Source organism: Mesorhizobium sp. CA6, from assembly GCF_020165035.1.
GTDB lineage: Bacteria > Pseudomonadota > Alphaproteobacteria > Rhizobiales > Rhizobiaceae > Mesorhizobium.
In genome coordinates, this window is sequence record NZ_JAIUHI010000013.1 from 203,270 (window position 1) to 215,276 (window position 12,007).

The window sequence follows — 12,007 nt, forward strand, 5'->3', positions numbered from 1 at the left end:
CTACCTGGTCAACACGACGCCGGCATCGGGCCGGAAGGAGACCCAGGCGCGATCGTTCCAGGTGAGCGGATCCTCGGTGATACGCGAAGCGTTCAACGCGCTTGCCCGCACCATCTGGCCGTCGTCAAGCTTGATATGATAGACGGTCATGTCGCCGAGATAGGCGACGTCGTAGACCTCGCCTTCGAGCGCGTTGACGGCATCGGCCGGCTTTTTTGAGGAGACCTTGATCTTCTCCGGCCGGATCGCAAAGACGATGTCGGAGCCGGCAGCGGCGGCGCCGCTATTGTCGACGACGATCTGCGCTCCGGTCGCGCCGGTGATGCGGGTTGTGCTTGCCGTGCGCTCGGCAACTTTGCCTTCAAACATGTTCACATTGCCAACGAAATGCGCCACGAAGCGCGAGGCCGGCGCCTCGTAAATCTCGGCAGGCGTCGCGACCTGCATCACCTCGCCCTTGTCCATGATGGCGATGCGGTCGGCCATGGTCATGGCCTCTTCCTGGTCGTGGGTGACGACGACGAAGGTGAGGCCGAGCTCCTGCTGCAGGTCCATCAGCTCGAACTGCGTTTCCTCGCGCAGCTTCTTGTCCAAAGCGCCGAGCGGCTCGTCGAGGAGCAGAACCTTCGGCCGCTTGGCGACCGAGCGGGCAAGCGCCACGCGCTGGCGCTGGCCGCCCGAGAGCTGGTGCGGCTTGCGCTTGGCGAACTGCTCGAGCTTGACGAGCTTCAGCATCTCGGCCACGCGCTTTTCGATATCGGGTCCAGGCATGCCCTCCTGCTTGAGGCCGAAGGCGATGTTCTTTTCCACCGTCATATGCGGGAACAGCGCGTAGGATTGGAACATCATGTTGACCGGCCGCTTGTAGGGCGGAATGCCGCGCAAATCCTGCCCGTCGAGCAGGATGCGGCCCGCGGACGGCTCCTCGAAGCCGGCGAGCATCCTGAGCAGGGTCGACTTGCCGCAGCCCGAAGCGCCGAGCAGGGCGAAGAACTCGCGCTCGAAGATGGTCAGCGACAGATTGTTGACGGCGATGAAATCACCGAACTTCTTGGTGACCTTGTCGAACTGGATATATGGCTTGGCATTCGGGTCGTTCCATGGCGCGAAATCCCTGCGGATGCTGCCAAGCGATTTCATGATCTCCACTCCGTTACTTTCTTAAAAAATCCCCAAAAGAAAGCGACCCCGGCAGTTGGCTGCCGGGGCCGCGTCGCAATTCTCACTGGCCAGTGACTATCTTGGTCCAGGTGCGCGTGATGATGCGCTGTGTCTTGGGATCGTATGGCGCAATAGTATACAGCTTTTTCATCGTCTCTTCGTCCGGATAGACCGAAGGATCTTCCAGGATCGCCTTATCGACGAATTGCTGCGAGGCTTTGTTGCCGTTGGCGTAGAGCACGTAATTCGACGATTTGGCGATGACTTCGGGCGTCATCATATAGTTGATGAATTCGAGCGCGTCGGCGACATGCGGAGCGTCCGCGGGGATCGCCATCTGGTCGAACCACATCTCGGCGCCTTCCTTGGGCACCGAATAGCCGATCTCGACGCCCTGCTTGGCTTCCACGGCGCGGTTGCGCGCCTGGAAGACGTCGCCCGACCAGCCGATCGCCAGGCAGATGTCGCCATTGGCCAAGGCGTTGATGTATTCGGACGAATGGAACTTGCGGACATAGGGCCGCACCTTCAGCAACGCCTCCTCGGCCTTGGAGATGTCATCGGGAGAGGTGCTGTTGGGATCGAGGCCGAGATATTTAAGCGCCGCGGGAATGACGTCGGTGGGAGAGTCCAGCACATAGACGCCGCAATCCTTCAGCTTGGCCAGCTTGTCGGGATTGAAGAAGACGTCCCAGCTGTCGATCTTGTCGGTGCCGAGCGCGGCCTGCACCTTCTTGACGTTATAGCCGAGGCCGACCGTGCCCCACATGTAGTTGACCGAATATTCGTTGCCCGGATCGTATTTGGCGGTACGCTCGGAAATGACATCCCACATGTTGGAGATGTTGGGCAGCTTCGACTTATCGAGCTTCTGGAACACGCCTGCCTGGATCTGGCGCGCCAGGAAGTTGGCGCTCGGCACGACGACGTCATAACCACTGCCGCCGGCAAGCAGTTTCGTCTCCAGGATCTCGTTGGAATCGAAGGTGTCATAAACGACCTTGATGCCGGTCTTCTTGGTGAAATCGTCGATGATCGAGCTGTCGATATAGTCCGACCAGTTGTAGACGTTGACGACGCGGTCTTCGGCGTGGCCGCTTATTGTGAAAAGCGTCAGAAATGCCGACGTCGCCGAAAGCCAAAGCGCTTTGCGGATCATGGTGTTCTCCTTTGGTGGGTGTTCCCTTGCCGGCTCGTCGCGATATGGCGGGGCGGCTTTGGTTTGAGAGTATTGAGCTTTCCGGAGAGCGACAAGCGTGAACTCTCCACGCAAGGCTCGGTAACGGCATCAGGGTTCGAGACATTTTGGCCTCCCCGGCGAGGCACCCGGGCGGCGTCAACGGCATTCACCGTGGCGTATTGAGAGCTATGACGATGCAGTCCGGTCCTGAGCGGGCCGGCGGAGACACTTGGCAAGATACGCCTGTCTTGTTGTTGCCGTAGTTGCAGCCTGCCCGCCCGGCAACTGGGTTGTCAATGGGGGAGGCTGCCTAAAGCGCGTCACGCTGAAAGGGATTTAGGCGAAGCGCTTTAAGTCTTTGTTTTGATGCATGTCGCTCTCCCAAAACCGCTGCGCACTTTTGGGCGACATGCATTAACGTCAATTGGGCGACGGCAGGCCGGTTACGCCGGGACGTGCAGGCCGCGCCTGTCGCTTGAACTCCAGACCGATGTGGACGAGCAGTGCCGTGACGACGACCGCACCGCCGATGATGGTGCGCACCGACGGCACTTCGGAATGGACAAGCCAGACCCAGATCGGCCCAAGGATCGGCTCGAAGGTGCCGAGCAGCGCCGCGATCGCCGCTGGCACCAGCCGCGCGCCCATGGCGAAAAAGGCGAGGCCGGCGCCAAGGTTGATGACGCCAAAGGCAAAGAGGAAGCCCATGTCGCGCCCCGACACCGCGAATGCCGAGGCCTGGGAAGCGGCGAACGCACCGGCAAGCAGCGCGCCGAGACAGGTGGCCGGCACCATGCGCACATGGGCAAAGCGCCGGGTGATCACGGTCGCGAGCGAAAACATCACCGCGATCAGCAGCGCCAGGCCGTCGCCGATCGGCGAGACGGCGCCGCCCAGGGATTCGGAAACCATGATGGCGACGCCGGCGATGACGGCGGCGATGGCGATCCAGGTGGCCGGAGCGACCCGTTCGCGAAACAGCAGCCAGGCAAGGAGCGCCGCCAGCAGCGGCACGCCGGCCTGCATCAGGAGGATGTTGGCGACCGTGGTGTAGGCAAGCGCCACCACGAAGCTGGTCGAGGCGGTGGCGAAGCAGAAGGCGACGCCAAGGCCGGGCAGGCCCATGTGCCGAAAGAGGTTCAAAGTGCCGCGCCAACCGTCGCGCCAAAGCATGAATGCGATAAGAAAGACCACGGCCCACAGCGAACGCCAGAACACCACGGTCCAGCTGTCGCCGACATGGATGAAACGGGCGATGGCCCCACCGAAGCTCCACATAAGCGCCGAAAGGAAGACCAGGAGCATGCCGACCCGCTCCTCGCGCGGCGAGACGGCCGGCAAGGCAGTGGAGGACGGGGCGCCGGGTGAGGCGGTATCTGTCATGGAAATGACTGTCAGCGGGTTGCGTTCGATGCAGCAAGGACACCAAGACTTGTGTCTTAGACGACAGAACTGTGCCCCAGAAAGAACTATGCCTCAATCGCGTAGCGCAAAGACGCCGGCCCGGCGTGATCCAGCACCCGGCGAGACTTAGGACACATCCGCCGATGTCATCCTTGAAAATCGAAGGCGCTGAGGCCCGTCACCATCTCGTCGAGGCCGAGCGGGCGCGTCACTGGCGGCTCGGCGCGCGCCAGGCAGCCGACGCGCTCGCAAAGCCTGCAGGCGGGGCCTACCGGCGTAGCGAAGCCTTGACCGGGCTTGCCGGCGGCTGCGGCCGGCAGCGCCGCGCCATAGACGATATCGTCGCGAAAGCCGATATCGCAGCCGAGCAGGAGCGCGGTGCGGCGCGGCCGTTCGGAGAAGGCGCCCTGCGGACCTTCCAGCGTGCGGGCAATGCAGAGGAATTCGGCGCCGTCCGGCATCTCGACCGCTTCGACGAGGATCTGGCCGGGCTGCGAGAACGCCGCATGGATGGGAAGCTTGGGACAGCCGCCCCCGAAGCGGCTCTGCGGATAGCCTTGGCTGCCGGCCTTGCGGAAGCGGTTGCCGGCATTGTCGACTTCCAGCATGAAGAACGGCACGCCCGCCGCGCCCGGCCGCTGCAGCATGGTCAGTCGATTGGCCGCCTGCTCGAAGGAGACGCCGAAACGGGAACGCAGGACGTCGATGTCGTAACGGCCGCGAACGGCGGCGGCATGGAAAGCCTGATAGGGCATCATTAGCGCATGCGCGGCATAGCGGCCGAGCTCGAAGCGAGCGAGCCGGCGGGCCTCGTCGGTACCGAGCTTCAGCGCCTGGATCTCAGCCGCGATGGCTACCGACATGCGTATGAGGCTCGCCTCCATCGCGACTTCCCGCAATTGGTCGAAAGGCGACAGCCGCTCGGACAGGAAGAGACGCTGCGAATGGCGATCGTAGCGGCGGCGCCAGTTGGGCATGGTGGCGACCGGCAGCACCTTGACGACGATGCCGTGCTCGCGCCTCAGCCAGGCTTTGAGCGCGCCGAACAGATCATCACCAGGATCGAGGACCGATGTGAAAGCCTCCGCTTCCTCTTCCAGCGAAGCGAAGTGGTTCGGCCGGCGCTCAAACACGTCATGGACTTCGTCGGAAGGCATGCGGGTGCCGGACAGCGCGGTTGCCCTGCCCTCCTTCGCCAGAAGCTGGTTGAGGTCGGACAGGCGCTCGGCCTGCTCGCGATAGGCGCGAAAGAGTTTCACCATCGCCGCCGAAGCGTTCGGCGCTGTTTCGGCGAGGTCGATCAGTTCCTGATCGCCGGGCAGTTCGCCGGCAAGAAGCGGATCGCTGAAGGCCTCGCGCAAGGCCGCGATCGAGCCTTTTGTCTCTCCCTGCAATTCATGCGGATCGACCTTGTAGACGGAGGCAAGCTTGAGGATGAGCTGCACCGTCAGCGGTCGCTGGTTGCGCTCGATCAGGTTGAGATAGGAAGGCGAGATGCCCAGCCCTTCGGCCATCGCCGTCTGGGTCAGGCTCCTGGCGTTGCGCAGCCGGCGCAGCCGCGGCCCGGCGAAGATCTTCTGGTCGGCCATCCCTGCCATCCTTGACAAGAATTTACATTAACATCGAGTCCGGCGCTCGCTTCACCACTTTTACAATCGTGACAAATTTACAGAGCCGACTTGTCAATGGCAACACAGCTTTTCCTTTATTTTCCGAGGCATCTTGCGGTTTTTCTAGGTGCCTTTCGCGCTGCAATGTAAACGATGTCATACGCAAGACGTCGCAGAATATGCCTTTGCGATGCAGCGCTGACGCAGTTCCCAAAACGACCCGGAGTGACCAATGACCGATTTTTACAACCTCGTCCCTTCCGCGCCGGAAGGCCGTTTCGACGGCATCGAGCGCCCCTACTCGCCGGAGGATGTGAAGCGGTTGCGCGGCTCCGTGCAGATTCGCCAGACGCTGGCCGAGATGGGTGCGAACCGGTTGTGGAAGCTCATCCACGAGGAGGATTTCGTCAATGCGCTGGGCGCGATGTCGGGCAACCAGGCCATGCAGCAGGTTCGGGCCGGCCTGAAGGCGATCTATCTCTCCGGCTGGCAGGTCGCCGCGGATGCCAACACCGCCTCGGCGATGTATCCGGACCAGTCGCTTTACCCGGCCAATGCCGCACCGGAACTCGTCAAGCGCATCAATCGCACCTTGCAGCGCGCTGACCAGATCGAGACATCGGAAGGCGGCGGGCTGTCGGTCGAGACCTGGTTCGCGCCGATCGTGGCAGATGCCGAAGCCGGCTTTGGCGGTCCGCTCAACGCCTTCGAGATCATGAAGGCCTTCATCGAGGCCGGCGCCGCCGGCGTCCACTATGAGGACCAGCTGGCGTCGGAAAAGAAGTGCGGCCATCTCGGCGGCAAGGTGCTGATTCCGACGGCGGCGCATATCCGCAACCTCAACGCGGCGCGCCTTGCGGCCGACGTGATGGGTACGCCGACGCTGGTCGTGGCGCGCACGGATGCCGAGGCGGCGAAGCTGTTGACCTCCGATATCGACGAGCGCGACCGGCCCTTCGTCGACTACGACGCGGGCCGCACGGTCGAGGGCTTCTACAACGTGCGGAACGGCATCGAGCCTTGCATCGCGCGCGCCGTGGCCTATGCGCCGCATGCCGACCTGATCTGGTGCGAGACCTCGAAGCCAGATCTGGCGCAGGCCAGGAAATTCGCCGAGGGCGTGCATAGGCACCACCCGGGCAAGCTGCTCGCCTACAATTGTTCGCCGTCCTTCAACTGGAAGAAGAACCTCGACGACGCGACGATCGCGAAGTTCCAGAAGGAACTCGGCGCGATGGGCTACAAGTTCCAGTTCATCACGCTCGCCGGCTTCCACCAGTTGAACTTCGGTATGTTCGAGCTGGCGCGCGGCTACAAGGATCGCCAGATGGCCGCCTATTCGGAACTGCAGGAGGCCGAGTTCGCGGCCGAGGCCCACGGCTATACGGCGACCAAGCACCAGCGCGAGGTCGGTACCGGCTATTTCGACGCCGTGTCGATGGCGATCACCGGCGGCCAGTCGTCGACCACCGCGATGCATGAATCGACCGAGCACGCCCAATTCAGGCCGGCGGCCGAGTAACGGATAACAACCAGAGGAAACGCCCGCAGGGCATCTACATCGAGGAGAAGAGCGATGGCATCGATAAGCCGCGTCAAGGAAAGGGCAGAAGAGCAATCGAGCGCGATGAGCGTCGACCAGCAGGCGACGATCCGCATGCTCGCCAACGATCTGCACAGGCTAAACCAGTCGGTCATGAAGGCAGTCGAGGCCGGCGTCTCGGTGGAGCTGGTGCGTTCGGCCAGGCACCATGGCGGCGACGGGAACTGGGGAGACCTTTTGATCCCGGTGATCGTTACCCAGCAGAGTCATACTTGACGTAACGTCAACAGTCTCGTCGATAGTCTTCCGCGCGCTATACGTTCGGGAGACTATCGCATTTTTTCGATTTGCCTTCGGCGCCGGGCGTAGGACTTGCGCTGAATTCCAGAATTTCTTGCTATATTTCCGATCTCGACTGTTTCAGCTTGACAGCGGCCGCGATCTCACCCAATTGTGCCTCAGGTTTCAACCCTGCATTGAACCAGAGTGCCCAGCCCGCCGATGTGTCCCGCCAATCGTGACGACTCCGAAAAGCACCTGAAGTCGGCGGCCCGGACCGGCGCGATCACGGCTGACTTTTCAAAGGTGCTCGTCGTCGGAAAATCTTCGATCAACCGGGTTGTAGTGTCGAAAATCGTCGAGAAATCGGGATTGAAGCCGATTTCGGAGCCGCCCGAGATCGCCGAGAAGACACTGACCGGTCAACTGCCCGGCGCCGTCATTTTGGACGGCGGACCGGACAACATGGATTGCGACCGGCTGATGTCGGCCATCGACGCGCTGCGGCGCGCCTCCGGCAAGCCGCTGCCCGCGGTGATCCTGCTTTCAACCAAGAATGGCACACCGGAAAGCCTCGGCCTGTCAAGCGTGATCGATGCGGTGGTTGCCAAGCCGATCACGCCCGAGCGGCTGCAACCGGTGGTCGATCGCCTGGTGGGGCGCGGCTAGGCTCGAGCGTTCACTCGGCCTTTGCGATCGCCTCGACAAGCCTCGGCAACTCGCCAAGATCTGCAATCTGACGGAAACGCGGCGCCGCGACAGGGGCCTCGGCCTGTTCGATCGCCCAGGTCAATTCGTGCGGCACATGGATGCCCCAACTGCCGGCCTCGATGGCGGGAATCACGTCGGACTTGAGGGAATTGCCAACCATCATGCTGTTCTGCGGACCACGGCCATGGCGGCTGAAGATGCGGGCATAGGTGGCGGTGCTCTTGTCGCTGACGATCTCAACTGCGTCGAAGAGGTCACCCATTCCCGACTGCGCAAGCTTGCGCTCCTGATCGAAGAGGTCGCCCTTGGTGATCAGCACCAGATGGTAGGAACCCGCCAGCTTCTCGATCGTCTCGCGCGCGTGCGGCAGCGGCTCGATCGGGTGGCTGAGCATCTCGCGGCCGGCAGCCAGTATCTCGCCGATGATCGAACCAGGCACCTCCCCGCCGGTGACCTCGACCGCTGTCTCGATCATCGACAAGGTAAAGCCCTTGATGCCGAAGCCGTAGAGGGCGAGATTGCGCCTTTCCGCCTCGAGCAGTCTTGCCGCGATTTGGTCGTGGTCTCCGTACTCCGCCAGCATTGCGGCAAAGCGCTTCTCAGTCATGCGGAAGAACTGCTCGTTCTGCCACAACGTGTCGTCGGCATCGAAACCGATCGTGGTAAGAGCGGATATTGTCACGTCATCCTCCTTCGGAACGCCGTGTAGACGCGTTCGCCGGGCACTGCTAGCTCTAGCCGGAAATCGGCAAAGCGGGGGTGCATGCTGAATTCGTGGAAAGACGAGCTGGAAGGCTTCATGGCGAGCGCTCGTGAGCGCACGCCAACGGAACTGATCAACGGAATCCGCGATATTGGCGTCGCCATGGGCCATGAGACCGGCGAAGCGCTGCTCGACAGCCACCCGGAACTGTTTGCCTACCGGCCCATGCTTACGCGAGCCTTCATCGAAATGGTTCATGCGCAAGACGTCGCCGAAATAAGGCAGATGCTGGAGCTGAAGCATCCAACCTCGTTCGGGCAGATAGCGGCGGAGGAAACGACCATCGGCGTCATGTCCTCGAAAGACGCCTACAAGCGCTTGGATGAGGTCTTCGAGCATGTCGACTTCAGCCGATGCACGCGCGCCGTGATGGTCGGCTGCGGCGGCCGCCCGTTCACCATGTTCCGTATCTGCGATCAGACACCGGTTCCCGAGATCGTCGGGCTGGATATTGTGCCGGAAGCGGTCGAGACAGCGAATATTCTGGCAGCCAAACTCGGCTACATCCGAATGCGCGCCGAATTCCGCAACGGGCGCGACTATGACTATCGCGGCGCCCAGCTTGTCTATGTCGCCAGCATGGTCTCGCCCAAAGCAGCTGTCGTGTCGCGCGTCGCAGACACGGCCCCACCCGATCTCCAGCTCGTTCTATGGGAACCGTATTCGTTGGCCCGCTTGTGGTCGGAGCGCGCGGAAGAGACGCTCGACCCGCGGCTGGAAGTGGTCGGCCGCACCCGCGTATCGCGCAACATGACCCGCGATGTGTTCGTCCGCTTCCGGCCTGGCGCCGCCGGGCGCGGAAGCGCAGGCTGATGGCAGCGGGCATGGCCGATCGCGCGGTCCTGGCCGCAACCTTGGCATGGTGCCTGCTTCGCCATCCGCTGATCTGGAAAAGAACCTATGATCACAGCGGCGTCTTTCCCGACCCGGCCAGGCCGAGGTCTTACGTCGACAAGTTCTTGTGGCGGAAGATTTTCGACCATAATCCCGTCTATGCCACGGCATGCGACAAGCTGGCGTCCAAGGACTACGCCCTGTCAACATGCCCGGAACTCAAAACCGCGAAAGTGTTGTGGAGCGGCCGCGACGCCACGCAGATCCCACCGGCGCTGCTTGCCGGAAATGTCGTGGTGAAGGCCAATCATGGCTGCCGCTGGAACATGATGATCCGCAACGGCGAGGTGGACAGGGCGAAGCTGCGGCGGCGAACGGCGCGCTGGATGCGCAATCGCTACGGCAGGAAATTCGGTGAATGGGCCTACAAGGGCGCGAGACGGCTCATCTTCGTTGAGGAGATGCTTCTCGAGGACGATGTGCCGGTCCCGCTGGAGTATAAATTTCATATCTCGAACGGGAGGACGGCTTACGTCTACGCCGCACGGCGGGACAGATGGGGCAACGAGCTGAAAAGTCATTTCGACCGCGACGGCAATCACGCACCCGTGCCGCCGGGTAGCGGCAGCCAATGGGTGAAGATCGATCTGCCGCCATCGTTTCTGCGGATGCGCGAGATAGCGGAGCGGCTGACGGCACCGTTCGATCATATGCGCTGCGACTTCTACGAGATCGATGGCGAAATCTATTTTTCCGAGTTCTCGGTCTACCCGCTGTCAGGAAAAGGCATCATCAACACCAAGCTGCGCGATCTGGCCGGCGATAGCTGGGACATACGCCAGGCCTGGTTCCTATCGACGCCCCAGCGAGGTTGGCGCAAAGTCTATGCGGCGGCGCTGTTGCGATGGCTCGACGCAAACGACCGGCAAAAGCTGCAGGCCGGTTCGCAAAGAGCGGCTCCGTGAGCGTGCGCCCGGCGCCTCCCCTTCCCTTTCCCCTTTGCGCCCGGCTATAGTTCGAAATCCGCAACACAATCTGGTGAATGATGCCGCCTGAAAAAAAGGAAGTCCGTCCGTCAAGCCGGGGGGGACGCGCCCGCACGCCTGCATTCCTGAAAAACGAACGCGGCGTGAAGAACTGGAAGGAAGCCAGCGCCTGGCTCGAATGGCGCGGCATCGAGGATATCGAGTGCATCACGCCCGACCAGGCGGGCGTCGCCCGCGGCAAGATGATGCCGTCGAAGAAATTCACCTCCAACACCTCGCTGGCGCTGCCTTCGGCCGTGTTCATGACGACGATCTCGGGCGGCTATCCCGAGGACGGCAACGGCTTCCACTATCCCGAGGACGATGGCGACCTGAAGCTTTTGCCCGATCTCTCAACGCTGACGGCTGTGCCGTGGGAAGAGGATCCGACGGCGGCAGTGATTTGCGACCTCGTCCACCAGGACGGCCGCTCGGTCGAGTTCACGCCGCGCAACGTGCTGAAGCGCGTGCTTGCCGCCTATGACGAGCGCGGCCTGAAGCCGGTGGTGGCGCCCGAGATCGAATTCTATCTGGTGCGCAAGAATCCCGACCCGGACTATCCGCTGACGCCGCCGGTCGGGCGCTCGGGCCGGCCGATCGGCGGCGGCGCCGGCTATTCGATCGCCGGCGTCAACGAGTTCGACGAACTGATCGACGACATCTACCATTTCTCGGAACGTCAGGGCCTGGAGATCGACACGCTGATCCATGAGGAAGGCGCCGGCCAGCTCGAGATCAATCTGCGACACGGCAATCCGATCGAGCTCGCCGACCAGGTTTTCATGTTCAAGCGCACCATTCGCGAGGCGGCGCTGAAGCATGAGATCTACGCCACCTTCATGGCCAAGCCGATCCAGGGGCAGCCGGGCTCGGCCATGCATATCCACCAGTCGGTCATCGACAAGAAGACCGGCAAGAACATCTTCTCGGCCGAGGACGGCTCCGAGACGGACGCCTTCTTCCATTTCATCGGCGGCATGCAGAAGCACGTGCCGAACGCGCTGGTGATGTTCGCGCCCTACGTCAATTCCTACCGCCGGCTGACGCAGCAGGCCTCGGCTCCGGTCAACAACAAATGGGGCTACGATAACCGAACCACCGCCTTCCGCGTGCCGCGCTCCGATCCGGCAGCACGGCGCGTCGAAAACCGGATCCCGTCTTCCGACGCCAACCCTTATCTGGCGCTTGCCGCGTCGCTTGCCTGCGGGCTGATCGGCATGACCAGAAAGATCAAAGCTGAACCGCCGGTTCTGACCACGGCCAATGCCGACGAGATCGACCTGCCGCGCAGCTTGCTGGAAGCGGTCGATTTGTTCGAGGCCGACAAGGAGCTCGGCATTATCCTCGGCACATCCTTCGCCGCCACTTACGCAGCGATCAAGCGGGCCGAGTTCGAAACCTTCATGGAAGTGATCAGCCCGTGGGAGCGGGAGTATTTGTTGCTGAATGTTTAGGGGAGTAGGGGAGTAAGGCAGTAGGGGAGTAGGGGAGCGCGGT

11 protein-coding genes are annotated in these 12,007 nt (G+C 62.2%); 6 read left to right on the top strand and 5 right to left on the bottom strand.

The annotated features are described in order from the left end of the window. The 4 genes from LB526_RS20740 to LB526_RS20755 form a co-directional block, all read right to left on the bottom strand. The gene (locus LB526_RS20740; RefSeq protein ID WP_224629550.1) at positions 1–1,140 is read right to left on the bottom strand and encodes an ABC transporter ATP-binding protein; all 1,140 of its coding nucleotides are present in this window, start codon (positions 1,138–1,140) and stop codon (positions 1–3) included. A gap of 82 nt (positions 1,141–1,222) precedes the next feature. Further along, positions 1,223–2,320, bottom strand: a complete 1,098-nt coding sequence (locus LB526_RS20745; protein ID WP_140839470.1) for a polyamine ABC transporter substrate-binding protein — start codon at positions 2,318–2,320, stop codon at positions 1,223–1,225. Positions 2,321–2,761: 441 nt separating this feature from the next. Then, positions 2,762–3,724 (bottom strand): DMT family transporter, encoded by a 963-nt coding sequence (locus LB526_RS20750; RefSeq protein ID WP_224629551.1) that lies wholly within the window; start codon positions 3,722–3,724, stop codon positions 2,762–2,764. Positions 3,725–3,891: 167 nt separating this feature from the next. Beyond that, positions 3,892–5,334, bottom strand: coding sequence for a short-chain fatty acyl-CoA regulator family protein (locus LB526_RS20755; RefSeq protein WP_224629552.1), 1,443 nt, complete (start codon positions 5,332–5,334; stop codon positions 3,892–3,894). Positions 5,335–5,587: 253 nt separating this feature from the next. Between LB526_RS20755 and aceA the strand changes: the two genes are divergently transcribed. From aceA to LB526_RS20770, 3 genes are all read left to right on the top strand, one after another. After that, a complete protein-coding gene (gene aceA, locus LB526_RS20760; RefSeq protein ID WP_224629556.1) occupies positions 5,588–6,877 on the top strand; it encodes an isocitrate lyase in 1,290 nt (429 codons plus the stop codon). A 54-nt stretch (positions 6,878–6,931) separates the two neighbouring features. Continuing rightward, complete coding sequence (locus tag LB526_RS20765) at positions 6,932–7,174, top strand: hypothetical protein (protein WP_027168360.1); 243 nt, start codon at positions 6,932–6,934, stop codon at positions 7,172–7,174. Between the two features lie 225 nt (positions 7,175–7,399). Beyond that, on the top strand, positions 7,400–7,846 hold the full coding sequence (locus tag LB526_RS20770) for a response regulator (protein WP_224629567.1): 447 nt from the start codon (positions 7,400–7,402) through the stop codon (positions 7,844–7,846). Between the two features lie 10 nt (positions 7,847–7,856). On the opposite strand, the gene LB526_RS20775 is transcribed toward LB526_RS20770, so the two are convergent. Next, positions 7,857–8,564 carry an HAD family hydrolase gene (locus LB526_RS20775; RefSeq protein ID WP_224629568.1) on the bottom strand — a complete coding sequence of 236 codons (708 nt, stop codon included), beginning with the start codon at positions 8,562–8,564 and terminating at the stop codon, positions 7,857–7,859. A 123-nt stretch (positions 8,565–8,687) separates the two neighbouring features. On the opposite strand from LB526_RS20775, the gene LB526_RS20780 reads away from it, so the two are divergent. The 3 genes from LB526_RS20780 (at position 8,688) to LB526_RS20790 (ending at position 11,964) form a co-directional block, all read left to right on the top strand. Further along, positions 8,688–9,464 (top strand): class I SAM-dependent methyltransferase, encoded by a 777-nt coding sequence (locus tag LB526_RS20780; protein ID WP_224629558.1) that lies wholly within the window; start codon positions 8,688–8,690, stop codon positions 9,462–9,464. Next, complete coding sequence (locus LB526_RS20785; protein WP_224629559.1) at positions 9,464–10,450, top strand: ATP-grasp fold amidoligase family protein; 987 nt, start codon at positions 9,464–9,466, stop codon at positions 10,448–10,450. The genes LB526_RS20780 and LB526_RS20785 overlap by 1 nt, the downstream gene beginning before the upstream one ends. 77 nt (positions 10,451–10,527) lie before the next feature. Continuing rightward, positions 10,528–11,964, top strand: a complete 1,437-nt coding sequence (locus tag LB526_RS20790) for a glutamine synthetase family protein (protein ID WP_411965913.1) — start codon at positions 10,528–10,530, stop codon at positions 11,962–11,964. The last annotated feature ends 43 nt before the right edge of the window (positions 11,965–12,007 follow it).